This window comes from Halorussus salinus (assembly GCF_004765815.2).
Taxonomy (GTDB): domain Archaea; phylum Halobacteriota; class Halobacteria; order Halobacteriales; family Haladaptataceae; genus Halorussus; species Halorussus salinus.
In genome coordinates this window covers 112,574-129,342 of sequence record NZ_SBIS02000012.1, presented here as the reverse complement: position 1 = coordinate 129,342, position 16,769 = coordinate 112,574, and the positions used below count along the sequence as shown (strand labels likewise).

The 16,769-nt window shown below is 56.9% G+C and carries 15 protein-coding genes and 2 CRISPR repeat arrays; of the genes, 12 read left to right on the top strand and 3 right to left on the bottom strand.

Annotated elements, in window-relative coordinates; translation table 11 throughout:
• Positions 1–109: 109 nt before the first annotated feature.
• Positions 110–361 (bottom strand): helix-turn-helix domain-containing protein, encoded by a 252-nt coding sequence (locus EPL00_RS21575; protein WP_135855264.1) that lies wholly within the window; start codon positions 359–361, stop codon positions 110–112.
• A 351-nt stretch (positions 362–712) separates the two neighbouring features.
• Here EPL00_RS21575 and EPL00_RS21570 point away from each other — a divergent pair, with 351 nt between their 5' ends.
• The 4 genes from EPL00_RS21570 to EPL00_RS21555 all read left to right on the top strand — a co-directional run bounded on the left by EPL00_RS21570 (position 713) and on the right by EPL00_RS21555 (position 3,074).
• On the top strand, positions 713–1,147 hold the full coding sequence (locus EPL00_RS21570; protein ID WP_135855263.1) for a helix-turn-helix transcriptional regulator: 435 nt from the start codon (positions 713–715) through the stop codon (positions 1,145–1,147).
• Positions 1,144–1,536: a hypothetical protein gene (locus EPL00_RS21565; protein WP_135855262.1), complete on the top strand. Its 393-nt coding sequence runs from the start codon at positions 1,144–1,146 to the stop codon at positions 1,534–1,536. Before EPL00_RS21570 ends, EPL00_RS21565 begins: the two co-directional genes overlap by 4 nt.
• 151 nt (positions 1,537–1,687) lie before the next feature.
• Positions 1,688–2,077, top strand: a complete 390-nt coding sequence (locus EPL00_RS21560; protein ID WP_135855261.1) for a helix-turn-helix domain-containing protein — start codon at positions 1,688–1,690, stop codon at positions 2,075–2,077.
• Positions 2,078–2,165: 88 nt separating this feature from the next.
• Positions 2,166–3,074: a hypothetical protein gene (locus EPL00_RS21555; protein WP_135855260.1), complete on the top strand. Its 909-nt coding sequence runs from the start codon at positions 2,166–2,168 to the stop codon at positions 3,072–3,074.
• Between the two features lie 555 nt (positions 3,075–3,629).
• A CRISPR array of direct repeats spans positions 3,630–5,053; the repeat unit is 37 nt; unit sequence GTTTCAATCCCGTCGTGGGTTTTCTGGGTTCTGTGAC.
• A gap of 121 nt (positions 5,054–5,174) precedes the next feature.
• On the opposite strand, the gene csa3 is transcribed toward EPL00_RS21555, so the two are convergent.
• Entirely contained in the window at positions 5,175–5,807 is a 633-nt protein-coding gene (gene csa3 / locus EPL00_RS21550) for a CRISPR-associated CARF protein Csa3 (RefSeq protein ID WP_135855259.1), read from the bottom strand.
• Positions 5,808–5,941: 134 nt separating this feature from the next.
• Here csa3 and cas6 point away from each other — a divergent pair, with 134 nt between their 5' ends.
• The 8 genes from cas6 (at position 5,942) to cas2 (ending at position 15,067) form a co-directional block, all read left to right on the top strand.
• The gene (cas6, locus tag EPL00_RS21545; protein ID WP_135855258.1) at positions 5,942–6,814 is read left to right on the top strand and encodes a CRISPR system precrRNA processing endoribonuclease RAMP protein Cas6; all 873 of its coding nucleotides are present in this window, start codon (positions 5,942–5,944) and stop codon (positions 6,812–6,814) included.
• Between the two features lie 457 nt (positions 6,815–7,271).
• Positions 7,272–9,683 (top strand): hypothetical protein, encoded by a 2,412-nt coding sequence (locus EPL00_RS21540; protein ID WP_238398284.1) that lies wholly within the window; start codon positions 7,272–7,274, stop codon positions 9,681–9,683.
• Positions 9,680–10,630: a type I-D CRISPR-associated protein Cas7/Csc2 gene (gene cas7d / locus EPL00_RS21535; protein ID WP_135855257.1), complete on the top strand. Its 951-nt coding sequence runs from the start codon at positions 9,680–9,682 to the stop codon at positions 10,628–10,630. Before EPL00_RS21540 ends, cas7d begins: the two co-directional genes overlap by 4 nt.
• Entirely contained in the window at positions 10,623–11,324 is a 702-nt protein-coding gene (locus EPL00_RS21530; RefSeq protein ID WP_135855256.1) for a hypothetical protein, read from the top strand. Before cas7d ends, EPL00_RS21530 begins: the two co-directional genes overlap by 8 nt.
• On the top strand, positions 11,324–13,213 hold the full coding sequence (gene cas3, locus EPL00_RS21525) for a type I-D CRISPR-associated helicase Cas3' (RefSeq protein ID WP_135855255.1): 1,890 nt from the start codon (positions 11,324–11,326) through the stop codon (positions 13,211–13,213). Before EPL00_RS21530 ends, cas3 begins: the two co-directional genes overlap by 1 nt.
• Positions 13,210–13,803 carry a CRISPR-associated protein Cas4 gene (gene cas4, locus EPL00_RS21520; RefSeq protein WP_135855254.1) on the top strand — a complete coding sequence of 198 codons (594 nt, stop codon included), beginning with the start codon at positions 13,210–13,212 and terminating at the stop codon, positions 13,801–13,803. Before cas3 ends, cas4 begins: the two co-directional genes overlap by 4 nt.
• Positions 13,800–14,795, top strand: coding sequence for a CRISPR-associated endonuclease Cas1 (cas1, locus tag EPL00_RS21515; RefSeq protein WP_135855253.1), 996 nt, complete (start codon positions 13,800–13,802; stop codon positions 14,793–14,795). The genes cas4 and cas1 overlap by 4 nt, the downstream gene beginning before the upstream one ends.
• Positions 14,795–15,067 carry a CRISPR-associated endonuclease Cas2 gene (gene cas2, locus EPL00_RS21510; protein ID WP_135855252.1) on the top strand — a complete coding sequence of 91 codons (273 nt, stop codon included), beginning with the start codon at positions 14,795–14,797 and terminating at the stop codon, positions 15,065–15,067. The genes cas1 and cas2 overlap by 1 nt, the downstream gene beginning before the upstream one ends.
• A gap of 115 nt (positions 15,068–15,182) precedes the next feature.
• A CRISPR array of direct repeats spans positions 15,183–16,241; the repeat unit is 37 nt; unit sequence GTCGCAGAACCCAGAAAACCCACGACGGGATTGAAAC.
• A 183-nt stretch (positions 16,242–16,424) separates the two neighbouring features.
• On the opposite strand, the gene EPL00_RS21505 is transcribed toward cas2, so the two are convergent.
• Positions 16,425–16,712, bottom strand: coding sequence for a hypothetical protein (locus EPL00_RS21505; protein WP_135855251.1), 288 nt, complete (start codon positions 16,710–16,712; stop codon positions 16,425–16,427).
• Between the last annotated feature and the right edge of the window lie 57 nt (positions 16,713–16,769).

The window sequence follows — 16,769 nt, the reverse complement described above, 5'->3', positions numbered from 1 at the left end:
CTCAAGATTGTAATGTAGTGGACCGAGTGAGAGCATGATATCTTTCTCTTAGATAAATTTAAGAATTAGGTAGCCATTCTTCTTCATCTAAGAGAACTAAATATGCATTTTACTCATCTTCGAGGTCGGTCACGTCGAGGTCACCAGCTAAGTAGTCACGGCCTTTCTGCGTGATTTGGTACATTCCTTGTGGTTCACTATGGTATTCGATTAACCCTGCATCAAGGAGCTTCGAGATACGTTGTCGGACGTATCCCGAATTGAAATCGATGTTTTCGGCAATTACGGATGGCGTGGCGACAATCTCTTTGTTTCCCTCATTGAGAAGAAACTCTAAGATGTAGTCGTCTGCGTTCGTCATCCACGACACCCGAGGTCGGCGCATTTGACCGCTTTTCTCCGGTCTAATGCTATAGTCACCCCGGTATACAGACAGTAAACAACTATTCTGTTAGCTACAGACAACAGCTCAATGAGTTAGAACTAAATGGTTGGCGTTTAGAGGAACTTCTTACGGAGACAAAATCGCGGACCCGTCGCTCGCCGATGGGTCTCTACAGAAAGCGGACCCCGCTGTTGTGCCAGCGGGTCCGCGTGAGCCTCCGTAAGGCAGTACGGAAGCTATGCAAGCATTACGCTACACGGGACTTGAATGTCCCGCACGACCAGCGGATAGTCTACCAACCACCCACACGACGCGAGGTATCCAGAAATGACCGCGGACACCTCTGCGTCGGTTGGCGATCTCCGAGCGTTCGAGCGCGACCTCCTGTATGCGGTCCGCGCACTGGAACGCGACAATGACACCCCGCCGAAGGGTCTCGCCATCAAGGCCTACCTCGATGAACAACACGACGATGATCTCAATCATTCTCGACTCTACCAGAATCTCGACCAGCTCATCAAGCGCGGTCTCCTCCGGAAGGGCAAGAAGGACGACCGCACCAACGAGTACGCGACCACCGACCGAACACGTACCCTGCTGGAAGCGTTCGCCCGTCGGCGCGCACGACAGACCGGCGTCGAACTCGAAATCGAATCTGCTCCGGACCAAATCGACCCAGACCATGTAGATGCAACCGAGGAGACGGAATCTGTTCCGGAGCAGACGAACGCCGACGTGACCGAACGGGAGGGCGAGTCATGACGCACGCTATCGAGGAGGTTGGCCCGGATCTCTCGGACGCGATTCCCGAGACGTTCGACGTGTGCGACAATTGTGGCACACCAACGATTCAACTCTCTAGTCACACCTGTCCGGACCCGGAGACGGTGGATAACCCGACGCGGGAAGATCTCGATGCGCGAATCAACAACGACCGCTATCCAGCACAGGAAACGGTGCTGGTTATTCGCTCGACCGGCCAGCGGTCGTACGCCTACCACGAAACCAACGAGAACGACAACCCACTTTGCCCGGTCGATCACAAGAAACTCGAAGAACTCCCGCGCGCCGAAGCCCAAGCACAGCGGTACGCGCCGTGTCAGTTCTGCCAGCGGATCCGCCGGGCGAACGAGGAGGTGACCAGCCAATGAGTACCACGACGACGCTGGAAGATGGTGAGTGTCCGTGTTGTAATTCGAAGATTGCCGCGATCACTGCCGATAGCCCGAGCCAGCATACGGTCCAACCCTGTGGTTGCACACTCCCCGGCGGACCTACTGCTCGCACGGGAGGTGAGAGTCGATGAAGCCGTCTCGCTCAATCGCGACGACAGCGGCCGACCTCACGAGCTATAAACGCGATCTCTTGCTGGCGACCTACCGCGCGAACCAAGCGAACGACACTCCGGTTGGGACGGATGTCATGGAGGAACTCGAAGCACTCGGCCAGACGAATACCGAGGGCGGCCAGTTCTATCCGCGACTCAACGAACTCGTCGAGCGAGGCTTCCTCACCAAGCGCGACCACCCTGACGACGCGCGGGGATTCACCTGCGACCTCACCGAGGAGGGCCGAAGTCTTCTGACGCAGTTGTTTGTGCGGAGTGCTACGTCGCTCGATATCGACGTTCCCGAGGCGGAACTCCCTGCGAGTCTGCCGACTGAGTGTCTCCGTGGGCGGTCCCGCGGGTAGCCCAGCCGCCCCTTAGTTCGTCCGTTCGCGCGCATGCACGCCTAGCGGTATCGCCACCGAACCACCCAACTCACACTCCCGAGAACCCATGACGACAGACATCCCCACCGACGAATCGCAGACTCCAACCAACGACCAGCTCGACGAACTCGTCGAACAGCGAATCCAACAAGCAACTGCAGACCTCCACGAACGCATCGCCGACCTCGAACGCGAGGTTGAGGACCTCCGAGACGAACTAGCCAACGAACGCGACGCTCGACGCAAGGCTGAATCTCGACTTGCAGAACGGGAGGAAACGGTCACCACAGAACACGACGCACGCCTGAGCGCGCTCGAAGCGAAGGCGAACGGGACGCGCTCAATGATCGCGGAACTGCAATCCCGCGAGTTAGAGAAGAGCGCCCACCTCCAGTATGACAACGTCGAACCAAACATCATGGACGAACTTCTGGACGTAGACGGTGAACGCGTCGAACGCATCACGAAAGACAATGGCAACCAGTATGCCCGCCTTCCCGGCGAGGAGGATGCGCTCGACCGTGGCGGTGCAGTTGCGCGCTCGACGGCCGACTTGCTGCCGATCCAGCGACTCGCTCGCTACGACGATGAAATGCTCGCGAGCGTTACTAACCGCAAGCCCGACGAGCTAGCCGCGAAGGCGTGGCGGGAGCGTGACGACCCGGGGCGATACAACCTCTGGACCAGCGGGAGTAGCGGCTGGCGTGTCTACCTGAAGTCGTCCGATCTTGCGGACTGGATTCGCGCGAACGAGGAGGGCGTCTCGAAGAATTACGCGCAAGAATTGGCGCGGCGGACGCTTGACGCGATGACCGAGTTGAGCAAGCACCGACTTATCACGACGCAGAAAAAACGCACCACAGACGGCTTGACCTACAAAGAGAACGTCGTGGTGTTAACTGAGGAGGCTGACCTGCCCGGTGAACCATCGCTCGGCGAGACCGGTGGCCCGGCAACAGACGAGGTGGCCGGATAACAGGATGGCCGGGCCAAAAGAAGCCCCGAGAGGGACATATCTCCCCCACGAACCACCACGGTCAAACGCGAACAGGATCCGCCACGACATGTAGCCCACCCTCGACAGTGGCTCCTCGTGGCGGTGACACCGGACGGTTACTTGTGCGTGTGTCAGTTCCAGCGGTGTCCAGCGGTAGATACGGACGGGGTGGGCTAGGGAAATGACCGCCAACAACGTCTGTGGCCGGGGCAAAACACACCTGAGGAGGATTGTACTGGCGTGTCGTGATGCAACAGAAGGAAGAGTCTGTGAGCGCGTCGAGGATGCGGAAGTCGTTATGCGCGTTTTCAGTGGAAGACGGCATTTCAGACGAGGGACCTATGCGAGGAGGGTAGATGCACGTCTCAACCTGACGGAGGCACGTTTGGAACAGCTACCAGTATCTCGTCGAATGAAAGGGGTGCAAATACGGTATGTGACTAACCAATGACTACTATCCTGCGGCTGCAGTCATTGGTTAGTCATGATGCGGCCGAGAAAAAGTGAAAAGGGGCCGAAATCCTCAACAACCCCGTTCCAATTCCACCATGGGTTTTCTGGGTTCTGCGGCCGACACAGCGTACGCGATGGCGAGCAGGTTGCAGTCCCGGTAGTTTCAATCCTATCGTGGGTTTTCTGGGTTCTGTGACCGCTGGTCGCGCGGACGTAGATAGCCGACGTGTCCGTGTTTCAATCCCGTCGTGGGTTTTCTGGGTTCTGTGACATGGCGAGACGCCATCTTCGAGGAGTTCGGAGTAGAGTTTCAATCCCGTCGTGGGTTTTCTGGGTTCTGTGACCATACGACCGACGCGGGCGCGAAAGCCCTCAAAGAAGTTTCAATCCCGTCGTGGGTTTTCTGGGTTCTGTGACGGGTTCTTGGTCAATCAGATACTCGCTCCCATCGTTTCAATCCCGTCGTGGGTTTTCTGGGTTCTGTGACGAAGCTCATGGAGTTACGGGAGTTCTTCAAGGACGAACTGTTTCAATCCCGTCGTGGGTTTTCTGGGTTCTGTGACGAGTCGGACGTGGTGAACTCGGAAACCGGGAAGAAGTTTCAATCCCGTCGTGGGTTTTCTGGGTTCTGTGACCTACACACCTCAACTGGCTTGTAGAAAACCCTACTAGTTTCAATCCCGTCGTGGGTTTTCTGGGTTCTGTGACGCACTCGCCGCCTCGCCACCCGTCGCCGTCACCGTGTTTCAATCCCGTCGTGGGTTTTCTGGGTTCTGTGACCGACCGTCGAGCGTTTCGAACTGCTTGATGCCGACGTTTCAATCCCGTCGTGGGTTTTCTGGGTTCTGTGACCCCTCTCGACCGCGGTCGCCTCGACGGGTCAAGATATGTTTCAATCCCGTCGTGGGTTTTCTGGGTTCTGTGACCTCGTCGTCCGAACCGTAGCGATAGAACCGCCACGGTTTCAATCCCGTCGTGGGTTTTCTGGGTTCTGTGACGGAGATCGTCGCTCCGATGAACGAGGTCTCGGAGCGTTTCAATCCCGTCGTGGGTTTTCTGGGTTCTGTGACTGTCCCGAGCCTCGTGGACCTCCTTCGGCGTGAACGGGTTTCAATCCCGTCGTGGGTTTTCTGGGTTCTGTGACCTGGTGAACCAAGACGCATACCCTCGATCGAACGTGTTTCAATCCCGTCGTGGGTTTTCTGGGTTCTGTGACGCGGGGGTCCGACCGCATCACGAACGCAGTCGTGTTTCAATCCCGTCGTGGGTTTTCTGGGTTCTGTGACGTCCCAGTCGGCGGTCGTAGTCCACTCCATCACGACGTTTCAATCCCGTCGTGGGTTTTCTGGGTTCTGTGACGATAGGTCACCAGTGGGAGACTCGGGAGCATCGTAGTTTCAATCCCGTCGTGGGTTTTCTGGGTTCTGTGACAGAACGCCGGACAGTGGGTCGGTGGCGGACTCGCAGAGTTTCAATCCCGTCGTGGGTTTTCTGGGTTCTGTGACAGGGGGTGAAAATCGCGGGAGAGGCAACATAGCCTTTTCTCTCGCTGTTAGAGATTAGGGTTGCTTCGTGGACCCCTGCTGTACGGACAGTTAATAAAGGTCCACGAAATTCTGGTGTCCGTCACCGAGTGAGGAGACGAGCCGCATCGGTAATTTCGATATGGCGGTGCTTTCCTTCCATCCAGCTTCGAACGAGACCAATTTCTTCCAACGTGTCGAGATGCCTCCCGACTGTACTCTTCGATTTATCCGTTTGCTCGGCGAGCGTGGACAGCGAGCAGGGACCAGTTGCCGCGACTGACCGCAGGGTTTCAGCGGCCGCATCAGGTACTGGTGCGGTCACTGGCGGGAGCGTCCACTCTTGGACTGATTGGTCGATGTCACTGAAAACGTAGGTTTGCTCCAGTCGGTCGGCGTGTACCGCCGATACGACAGTAAGGGGGAGCAGAATATCTCGGGGACCGCCGCAAAGACCAACGACAGGATTCTCCACCTCGGCGAGTATTTCCGAACAGTCGTTGACCGTCTGCGTGAAATCGCCGCGACGAACGTGCTTGACGCTTACTGTAACGTTCGGTTCGATTTCGTGCAGAAATTGCTTGACGTCTGCAATCGCACGCGATGATTGCTCGTTATCGGAATCGTCGTCTGGGCGTAGAAGAATAATGGTATCGTCAGCGTTGACGCCGTGCGTGACGACAGGGCGTGTGATACGTCGAGTATCGAATCCAATCGGGAGAACGAACGTAGTCATAGGGACGTGTTGGTCGGGTATCGTGTTAGTGGTGTCGTTGTAGGAGACTGCAATCGTCCCAGTCGATTGCGTCTCACTGAAAAAATCTAAACAACTAGAAAATTTTTATCAGTAATGCCACTCAGCTATAGAGTATGGCGACGACCGACGTGGAGACGGAGGGCCAACGACTCCGGTACATCGATATCTCGCTCGTCCCCGAGTCTCGGTTTCCCGTTCCCAAATCCGACGGGTACTCGCTCTACGGTGCCATCCTCGACCGACTCGCGGCAGTCGATGAAACAACGAGCGCCCACGTTCACGATGCCCCGCTCGGTGGCCTACGAGTCAGCGCCCTCCGTGGCACGTTCGGCGAGAGCGACCAACGACACCACAAAACGATTCTCCCGGACCAGACCTACAACCTCACGCTCGGAGTTACTGACCCGGCAGACGCCGAGGTGTTTCAGGCGCTCGTCCAAGCACTCGTCCTCGACGGTGATCAACTCGAACTCACGAACGGGACCTTTCACGTTCACGAGTTTGAGAGTACAAATACGACACACGCCGACCTTCTCGACCGCGCGAGCGAGTACGAGAATCCGAGCGTCCAGATGCAGTTCCGCTCGCCGACCTGTATCGAAGAAGCGAACGAAGTGACAACCATGTTCCCCCACAGAGTCCCAGTTTTCAACAGTCTCGTCGGGAAATGGGGTAAGACTGCTCCGCAAGAGCTTCGCTTCGATATCGACCGGGACACGATAGCTGGGTCGGTCATTGAGAAACCTGACGCTCGTGCGTATCGGACTCACTCGGTGCTGGTGAATCGAGTAACGAAGGACAATGGGGAGAACCGGAACATCTTCCGGCAAGGCTTCTCGGGAGTGTGTGAGTACGCGTTCAAGAACGCTAGTTCGAGTGTTCAGAATGCGGTCGTCGCGCTCGCGCTCTTCGCGGAGTTCGGTGGTATCGGGAGCGCGGTCTCGCGCGGGTGTGGAGACGTGACTGTGGAGGTGTCCGAACGATGAGTGTTGCAAAAAATAGGGAATCCCACGGAATGGGTTTTCTCTGGTCCGCTGGTAACCGCTTAGGTTTCAATCCCTCGTCGGGTTTGCATTCTACCTTATCGAGAGAACTTACTAAATTGTTTGGTCTACCTTCTGCCTTCGCTGGTAAACACTTAGCACCTCCCCTAGATTTTAGTGTGTTCTTCTTCTATATGGGTATAGACATGAGAGGGAACAATCGAGGTTATCGAGGAAGGCAATTCTCTATCTGTGAGAACACACTCGATGGAGGAGTGGAAGTGCGGGAGTCCTACAAAGGAATTCTGCAGTTTGATAACGGGAAAAAACACGAATTCGTATCTAATAATTCCAACCTGAAAGAGAACACAAAGTATGAGTTATATGCCGGAGGAATCGATAGTCGTCCATCGACTCACACAGTACTTCGTGTGGTCGAAGTACGTGAGGTGTCTGAGCGATGAACCCGAACGCGGCCCGAGAAGTCCACGAGTGGCTCGTCGGCAGCAGCGACCTCTACCGGAACGTTATCGGTGCAGCAGGTGAGTACGATGCGAAGGTTGATTCGTCTGCGAATTGCTCGCTGGCGGCGCACATTCTGAATGCCGTCACGGTTGGCGTCAACGCGTTCGTCTTCGAGGCCATCGAGCCGGACGCCGACATCGAAGATGAGTACATGGAGGACATCGAAGTCCTCGCGGCCGCGCTCGCACTCCACGACACGAACAAGTATGTGCGTGAGGCCTACGGGTTCGATGCCCACGGAAACACCGAGGAGGCTTTTGAGTACTATTTCGACCCCGAGGAGGGACCGGGTGACGACTTTGGTATCGAGGAGTTCCTCGGTGAGGGTTATCGCGAGGACTTGCATTATCTCGTCCAGCGGACCGAGAAGCGTGAGGACAGCCGTGAAACGCGCGGTGTCGACACCGAGTTTAGCGGGTTGGAGCGATACTGTCGTCTTGGCGATGTTGCGGCGTCAGTCGCACTTCGGGATGGAGTCGGGGGCGTCTACGATTCGCTCACAACGTATTTCGACGATGAGACGGTCCATCTCGTAGAGTTCACAGAACTTGAACAGCCACTCTTGAACGACCTCCTACTTGGGACGACCAAGGAAGTTGTCGCGGGTGATGCCGATCACAAGACGAGTGGCGTTGTCGTCGGCAGTTCGCCCGACACGATACTCTACCTCGGCGAGGAGATCGAGCGCGAAGCTCTCCGGCAAGAAGTAGAGAGTACGCTCCCCGACAAGATCGGCAGCGAGTTTTCGTTCTCGTGCAAGCTGTCTTGGAACTCGTTCGACTACGACATTCTCGCGGAGGTCGAAATGGGAGTCGAAGAAAAGGAGCGAATTATCGCCGAGGCGTTTCGTGACCTCCTCGAACGAGGGTCGGCTGGAGTCGAACCGTTCGAGTATATTCCCGAGGAGTTCGACCAGTACTTTCCCGTGCTGGCCAAGGCGATTTACGTCGACGGACGGTCGGAGTTCGACGACTCCGGTGTGCAGGATGCTTACGACCGAATCAAGGACGAGCAAGGCGTCCAGAAGGTCAAATTGCATTTCGTCGCGTACCTCGTCCAGCACTACGAGGACCATGCCGGATTCCTTGATTCGTTTGCGGACGAGATACGGCCGAAACTCCACGACGACCTCGAACCGGAGAGCGATGCAATCGGTGCTGTCGCCAAGCGGTTCTTCGAGGGGCAGGCCGCTCCGGACCTCGGTGGGAAAGAGGAGATGTGCTTCCTTTGTGGTGCGGAGACCGATACGAAGTACCAGAAAGGTATCAGCGGGATTTACCGGACTCAAGAGTACTCGCGTCGCGTTCCGCCCCACGCGAAGTATAAGTCGATTTGTGAAGTGTGCAACTTGGAGTATGCACTGCTCGCAGACCTTTGTGAACGGACCGACGTTAGCACGAACAACTCACTGGAAGTCGCGTATTTCTACTTTGACGACTTCCTCGGAGACGTTCGAGTTCGGAGCCGACGAGTCGGGAACGTCGTGCAGGGCGACGCCGACGAGATGGACGATATGGAACTGGAGGTGAATCTTTTCGGACCGCAGTACTTCCTCCAGCCAGTGTACGTCATGGACGAAAACCACCGGATGGCAGTCATCCGGCAGGTGATGCAGACCGCCCAAGAAACCGGGATGAAGGTGGTCGTGGGACGGCCGTTCACGCGCTTCGAGAGCGCGGACGCGGTCTTCACGGACGAGGAGGCCACCCGACCGCAAGAACTCCTCGGGCTGGATGAAGTCGAGCGGTTTGGTCCGCTTCCGGACTTCGTGACGGACGGGCGAACGGATTCTCACTTCCGTCGCGCGCTCCAGTTGTTCAAAATCATGGCGATGGTTGGGCGGGACGCGGACCTTTCGAACCCGTACATCCACCTTGACCGTGACACGTTCCATAGTATCGCTGACTTCGCAGTCGTCAACCACGAAAACGCAACCCGGCTTTCGGACCTCCGGGAGTACTTCGAGAACTACCACGAAGATGCACTCATGGACATGAAAACCGTTGCCGAGCGAGGTATCGATCTGTTCGGCCAACAGTACAACAGCAAGTACAAGAAGACGAAAGTGTTCCGCGAGGCGCTTGACGCCTTCCTCAGTGGAAAGAATCAACAGATGGACGACGACGAACTGGTCGAGTACGTCGAGAGTCAAGTGTACGCCGTCGCCGACCGCGAAGATTATGCTGGATACGTTGAGGTCGGTGAAGCCGAGGCCTTCGTTGAGGCGATTCGGATGTACCTCGTTGAAAACGATCTCTACGACCTGAAGAAACTCTCCGACTGGGAAGACGCGCTCGTGAACTCGTACTACTACGCTTACGACCAAGCACTCCAAGACCGACAATGACACTCAATTACCCCGATAAAGGACTCGTCGAATCGCACAGCATCTACCGAACGCGAAAGCCGACCGTCACGCTCGTGGTGAAGCGAGACATCACGGAACCGACGCTGTTCCGGAACTCGAACCACGACCGTGCTGAGACCCAAGAGTTCGGTGACAAACTCCACGCACAGGTGAACGGCGAGAAGTTCACCAGCAAGGAACGGCTCACCGGACTCGACTTGCTCCGGCGACTCGACGACGACGGGTCGCTCATTGACGACGAGTACACGTACAACGAGCCGAACGAACTCGACACGGCGCTGAACGTCGGGACGCTCACCTACGGACTGGCTGGAACTGGCGATCAAGATTTCGCTATCAAGTCCCGCGTCGTGGAAGGGTACACCTACACGACTGACGAGTACGACCTGATGAACAAGGAAACGCGAAACGCGGTCTACGAGACAGGGACCATGCAGGACGACGAAGGCGACCAGTCCCAAGCCCTGTTCGACTTCGTGAAAGTCCAACCGGGCAACGACCTCCTTCATTTCGTCACACTGGAGGCGGCGACCGGACCGATGTTGCTGTACGTCCTCCACAACATCCTCAACACCGGAAAGTACGGCGCTCGTGAGACTCGAACTGGACGGAACGTCCGCAACGAGATTTTGGGCGTCATCCTCGGCGACCACGACACATCCCTCTCGACCGGCGAACTCCTCTTGGAGTACCGCAAGGAGGACCGTGGCCTCACGGAGAGTCTCAGCGACTACATCGAGGAAGTCCGGCGGGCAGACTGGGACGTGTACGGTCACTTCGAAGCCGGTGAGGAACCGCCGGAGTGGTTTGAGGAGCTACAGGCCGTTGCCGCCCGCGAGACGGACGACGCCGACGAGACGCTTCGAGCGGAGTTCACCGAGTTGATGGACGACGCACGGGAGAGCTTCAACCTCGACGATGATTGAACGGACGTTCGAGGCGACGCTGTACACACCCCTCTTCTACTCTAGCTCAGAGGGGCGTGCGATTCGGACACAGCCGACGCTGTCCGCGACGGCGCTCATGCACGCCATCGGCTACCGTTACTTCGACATGGAGAAACGGTACGCCGAGTTCGGCGAGCAGGCGACGAGTCCGGACTACTCGCACTTAGCGGACGCGCCGTTTTTCGTCTCGGACATGCGGCCGATTGCCGTCGAAACCGACGAGCGAACCTTTCGGAGTACCGACTATCGGTCCGAACGGAACTTCACGACGAACGACTCGGACCTCGCAGGACAGATCACCGGTGACAAGTCCGTCCCGTCGATTCTCGAAGACTCCGGAGCGGCCTACCAAACGATTCGGAACTACATCGGTATCGCTCCCGGCTCGACGTTCGAGTTCACGATCTGGAGTGAACAGAATATCCCGGAACGTCCGTTCTTCCGAATGGGAATCAAACAGACAGGCGAGTTCCGGGCACGACGGTGCCAACAGGATACCATCGTCCTGAACAAGTACCTCCTCTCGGAGGTGTACGAGGTCGACGACACGACACTCACTCGACTGATGGAGGAGAGTGAGTCGTTCCGTCGCGGAAACGATCCACGACTCCAGCATTTCGTCGGCGTAGATCCTCAATTCGTGAGCGAGCATCTCGTTCCGGAGGTCGTTTGATGGACCAATTCACTGTTTCTGGTGCGTCGCTGGCGACGGAATCTCCGAAATACGGCTTGGCTGACGGCGATTTCGACCATGCGCGCGCGTTCCAGAATCGCGTTGTCGAGTGGGTTCACGAAGGCGAGGCACCGGTCGCTGCACTCCGTGCCCCTACCGGAGCCGGAAAGACCGCCACGTTCCACGAACTCATCGAGACAGAAGACCTGACGCTGTTAGTGTATCCAACGAACGCACTCCTGCGACAGCAACGCGACCGGTTCGATACAGCGGGCGTCAACGCGGCTGTATTAAACGGCACAACGCTCGACGGACACGGCCACGAACGGACCGAGAATCTCTTGGCGTATCTGAACACGTACGTGAACGACCACGAAGTCGTTCTTACTAACCCGGACATCCTGCAGGCGACAATCCAAGACCTCTATCGTGGTGACCACGCAATAGAATTTTTCAACGGATTCAACGCCATCGTCTACGACGAGTTCCACTTCTACGACCCACTCGCCGCAGGCGGTCTCCTCCTTCAGACGAAGATCATCGCGGAGCGGAGTGCAAGCCCGAAGGTTTTACTCGCTTCTGCGACGCCGGACGAGGACTTCGTGGAGTTCGTTCGGACGCAACTCCGGCTTGACGTTCACGATATCGAAGCCGAATACGTCGAGTCGGGCGACCAGTTCCGACAGTCTATCGACGTTACCCGCCACGAAGACCGGCGGATCGTAGATGATCGCGAGGCAGTCGCGGAACTACTACAGGCAGAACTCGACTCAGTTGCAGCGTATGACGAACCGCAAGTCGTCTTGACGTTCAACAGTGCGAAGGATAGCAACGATTTCCACGACTTTCTCGCAAGAGAGTATCCGGACGTCTTCGAACACGCCGAGAAAGACAACGGTTTCGACACGAACGACGAGGAGGTTGACCTCGACGATGAGACCTTCTACATCTTGAATACGACGAGTAAGGGTGAAGTCGGACTGGACTACGACGTGACGACGCTGGTGATGGAGAATCCGACACGACCGAGCGCGTTCGTTCAGCGGTTCGGTCGGGCTGGCCGAGTCTCCGAAGCGTCGGTCCATGTGTACGGACTCGGTCAGGGACCGTGGGGTGACGATGTTGATTTCCCTACTTTCGTAAAACAAGTGTACGAGGGATTGCAGGACGAAGACACGTCGCAGACTGCGCTCGCCGACCTCGTTGGGTTTCGCGGTGCTTACGGAATCGCAGTCCGGGAAGACAGATACAGTGGATTCAATCCCGAAATTTACGCCGACCTTGCCACGGACGTAGAACAGTACGGTCGCTGGCGAGGATTCATCGACGATGTGCAGCGCGAACTCGAAGATGTCGGTTCGCTCGGCGGCTATCAGCGGTCAAGTCCCGAAGCGAAACTTCTCAACTTCACCGAACAGTGTTTCAAGGCATTTCGTGGTCTCCGTGGTCGGTCACTCAACGCACAGATCGAGTATCCGCGTGGCGACCGGGTCGGGGTGACGACGTACGATATCAGTCGAACGTTGCGGTATTACGACATCGAACAGGTCCGTGAAGGGAACGTACTCGCAGTTGAGCCGAGAGACGAGGCGTCGCCTGCTGTGGTGACTGCCCGGCTGCCGGGCTACGAGACGGAGCCGACGCCCTATCACGAACCGACATCGGAGATTGAGGCGACGCTACAGGAGAAGATTCACCGAGAAATCGACCGGGTCGAACAGCGGGACAAGCTCGACGTCTCTCCAAAGCTCCTGCATCGGTTCTTCGACATCGTTCGGATTACCGACGCAATCGTTCCCGAGACGCTCACCACGACAACCCACGAGATTACAGTCGACGACGAGGGGTCCGGCCCGCCGACTATCGACGTCGAACGCCGTCAGGTATGACCGACGAACTCGTCAACGTCTCCGACCTGAATCAGTACGCGTATTGTCCGCGGCGATACTGGTATTTGCATTTCTACGACACGCAAGGTCGAAGCTACGAGCGCGTTGAGGGAAAGACCACTCACGAAAACCAGTCGTCGCGTGGCGACTGGTTAAACGAACTCTATCTTGAATCCGAAACGCACGGCCTGAAAGGGAAGATCGACGTCCTCGACCTCGAAGGCGCTCGAACAGTTCCCGTCGAACGAAAGCGAGCCGAGAGCGGGGACTACTACAAAAGCGACGAACTTCAGCTGGCAGGCTACTGCATGTTACTCGAAGAACACATCGAGGAACAGGTGCGAGAAGGAGCGATTTATCTGTACGAAACTGACCAACGCATGCATGTTCCAATAACCGAGGACCACCGAGAAGCGGTCCGTGAGACGGTCGAAGCGATTCAGTCGATGAGCCTTGATTCGGTGCCACCGTTCACCGATAATCCGACCAAGTGCGAAGCATGTTCGGTGCGCGAGTACTGCATGCCCGCCGAGACTGCGAAACTCGAACCCGAGCGAGTCGCCGGAACTGGCTGGGAGGACGAATTATGAAAGCGAGCGAAGGACTGTTTGACGATTCGGTCGTGTACGTCACGACGCAGGGAACGCAGGTGCGAACCGACCAAGGCCGGATAACCGTATACGATGTCGATGGAGACGACGGCGAGCTGGCATCGTTCCCGGCAGAAAAACTCGACACCCTCAACGTGTTCGGCGGTGTGAACTTCTCGACACCGTTCGTTCGTCGCGCGAACGAACACGGTATCGTTCTGAATTACTTCACTGAGCGAGGCCAGTACCGAGGCAGTTTCGTCCCCGAGAAAAACACCATCGCGGCGGTCCGCCGCGCCCAGTACGCACTCACGGACGAAGAGGAGCTAGCTATCGCACGGGCGATGATCGCGGCGAAGATTCGAAATGCTCGAACGCTCCTCGGGCGCAAAGGCGTAACCGGAACGGAACTCCTCGAAGATTTACGCCTTCGTGCGTCGGAAGCAGACTCGAAAGACGAACTCCGTGGTGCAGAAGGAGAGGCCGCGGAGCGGTACTTCGGGTTACTCGACGAAGCACTCGTCGACGGCTGGACGTTCGAGACTCGGACGAAACGACCACCAGAAGACCACATCAATTCGTTGCTCTCGCTCACGTACGTGATGATGAAAAACGAAGTGTTGAGCGCGCTTCGACAGTACAATCTCGACCCCTTCCTCGGTGTCCTACACGCAGACCGTCACGGGCGACCGTCGCTAGCACTTGACCTCCAAGAGGAGTTCCGGCCGCTATTTTGTGATTCGTTCGTCACGCGACTCGTCAACCGGGGTACGATCACCCACGACGAGTTCACGCAGGACAATCACCTCCAAGACGACTCGTTTCAGACGTACCTCTCGAAGTTCGACGAGTACATGACCGAGAAGCTGACCCATCCCTACTTCGAGTACGAGGTGACGCGTCGAAAGGCAGTCCGCCAGCAAGCAATTCTCCTTCGGAAAGCAATCACCGGTGAACTCGACGACTACCACGCACTGGAGGTCACACACTGATGCGACTCGCAATTGCGTACGACATCTCCTCGGACGCGAACCGCCGTCGTGTCTATCGCACGCTTCAACGCTACGGCGCGTGGCAACAGTATAGCGTCTTCGAGGTTGACGTCTCGAAGGCCGAGCGAGTCGAATTAGAGGACGAACTCGAAGGACATCTTGAACCGAGTGACGGCGACCGTATTCGCATCTATCGACTGTGTTCGGCATGTATAGACGAAACGACTGACCTTGGATCCGAGCCACCTGACGAACAATCGAACGTCGTCTAAGGTCATCTTCGTGGACCTTTATTAAGTGTCCGTACAGCAGGGGTCCACGAAACACAGCCACTGTTTCGCGACAAGAGAAAGCATTATGAGGCCTGTGGCCCGATATTCACCCCCTGTCGCAGAACCCAGAAAACCCACGACGGGATTGAAACTTTCTCGGAGTCTGAGCATCACCTGTGTTTTTACCTGTCGCAGAACCCAGAAAACCCACGACGGGATTGAAACGACCCGGACCGCGAAATCGTTGAGGGCACCGTCCGGTCGCAGAACCCAGAAAACCCACGACGGGATTGAAACGGCGACACGCTCCTGTGGGTCGTCCGGGCGGTCGGTCGCAGAACCCAGAAAACCCACGACGGGATTGAAACGGCTCGAGGAGAACCTCGACATCAACTGTGGAGTTCTGTCGCAGAACCCAGAAAACCCACGACGGGATTGAAACCGTACGCCGAGATGGAAATCGAGAAGGTGACGAGCGAGTCGCAGAACCCAGAAAACCCACGACGGGATTGAAACCCTTTCCGCAGGTAGCCGTCCTGCTGGGCAGCACGGGTCGCAGAACCCAGAAAACCCACGACGGGATTGAAACAATCGGACGACGAGACTGCCGACCACTCGGGAGGCGTCGCAGAACCCAGAAAACCCACGACGGGATTGAAACAGGACGTTTCGCCGCCCGGCGGTGAGGTCGCGCCATGTCGCAGAACCCAGAAAACCCACGACGGGATTGAAACACTGTTGCGGGACCGCGAGGAGGTAGACGACGCGGAGTCGCAGAACCCAGAAAACCCACGACGGGATTGAAACGGGGCGACCGTTCTCGGCGGGGCGGGATAGCGCGGGGTCGCAGAACCCAGAAAACCCACGACGGGATTGAAACGTTTCGAGGCCCGAACTGATTGACGGATGGTCGGTGAGGTCGCAGAACCCAGAAAACCCACGACGGGATTGAAACGTGGTGCCGAGGTTGACTTGCGCGCAACTCCCGGGTCGCAGAACCCAGAAAACCCACGACGGGATTGAAACTCGATACTCGGTTTGGCCGCCAGCACGTTCACCGCGCTGTCGCAGAACCCAGAAAACCCACATCGGGATTGAAACATCGCTCGTCGCGTGGTTTGGGTCCAACTCTGCCGTGTCGTAGAAGCCAGAAAACCCACAACGGAATTGAATCTGAGGCTGGCGGACGCCCTCGCCGTCCGTGGCCGCATGTCACGACCTCATACGATGACCGAGGAGGTTGCGCTACACCAGCGAGGTCATCCAGATAACGAACCCGACGCTCGCGGCAACGAACCCGACGAGAAACACGAGCAACAGTCGCATCCAACGATGGACTGACGAACCACTCATCACACTACTCCTCGTCGTTTTCCAGTGCTTCGGCGTCAAGATCGCCTGCGAGATACGCTCGGCCCTTGTCGGTGATAGCATAGTATCCGGCTTCTTGGTCAACTTTTTCGAGGAGGCCGTGAGTTGTGAGTTTGCGCATTCGTCTCTTTACTGTTGAGTAGGCGGGCGAAACGATGTTCTGCCATTCAAGATTGAATGCCACGACTGCAGGAGGGAGGGCGGCATTAGTATCGGCTAGGAACTCCAAGATTGGGTCGTCATATTTGCCAGCCCACGAGGGGCGAGGTCGCATGTCCCGGAATTTTATATGCGCGCGTTTAATATCTCCGACTAGTGATAAGTATAGCCT

Bases quoted from the DNA above. Each gene is read 5' to 3' on its own strand.
- EPL00_RS21565 (WP_135855262.1), top strand. From the start codon at position 1,144: ATGACGCACGCTATCGAGGAGGTTGGCCCGGATCTCTCGGACGCGATT.
- EPL00_RS21505 (WP_135855251.1), bottom strand. From the start codon at position 16,712: ATGCGACCTCGCCCCTCGTGGGCTGGCAAATATGACGACCCAATCTTG.
- EPL00_RS21575 (WP_135855264.1), bottom strand. From the start codon at position 361: ATGACGAACGCAGACGACTACATCTTAGAGTTTCTTCTCAATGAGGGA.
- EPL00_RS21540 (WP_238398284.1), top strand. From the start codon at position 7,272: ATGAACCCGAACGCGGCCCGAGAAGTCCACGAGTGGCTCGTCGGCAGC.
- cas3 (WP_135855255.1), top strand. From the start codon at position 11,324: ATGGACCAATTCACTGTTTCTGGTGCGTCGCTGGCGACGGAATCTCCG.
- cas2 (WP_135855252.1), top strand. From the start codon at position 14,795: ATGCGACTCGCAATTGCGTACGACATCTCCTCGGACGCGAACCGCCGT.
- cas1 (WP_135855253.1), top strand. From the start codon at position 13,800: ATGAAAGCGAGCGAAGGACTGTTTGACGATTCGGTCGTGTACGTCACG.
- EPL00_RS21560 (WP_135855261.1), top strand. From the start codon at position 1,688: ATGAAGCCGTCTCGCTCAATCGCGACGACAGCGGCCGACCTCACGAGC.
- cas7d (WP_135855257.1), top strand. From the start codon at position 9,680: ATGACACTCAATTACCCCGATAAAGGACTCGTCGAATCGCACAGCATC.
- csa3 (WP_135855259.1), bottom strand. From the start codon at position 5,807: ATGACTACGTTCGTTCTCCCGATTGGATTCGATACTCGACGTATCACA.
- cas6 (WP_135855258.1), top strand. From the start codon at position 5,942: ATGGCGACGACCGACGTGGAGACGGAGGGCCAACGACTCCGGTACATC.
- EPL00_RS21570 (WP_135855263.1), top strand. From the start codon at position 713: ATGACCGCGGACACCTCTGCGTCGGTTGGCGATCTCCGAGCGTTCGAG.
- EPL00_RS21555 (WP_135855260.1), top strand. From the start codon at position 2,166: ATGACGACAGACATCCCCACCGACGAATCGCAGACTCCAACCAACGAC.
- EPL00_RS21530 (WP_135855256.1), top strand. From the start codon at position 10,623: ATGATTGAACGGACGTTCGAGGCGACGCTGTACACACCCCTCTTCTAC.
- cas4 (WP_135855254.1), top strand. From the start codon at position 13,210: ATGACCGACGAACTCGTCAACGTCTCCGACCTGAATCAGTACGCGTAT.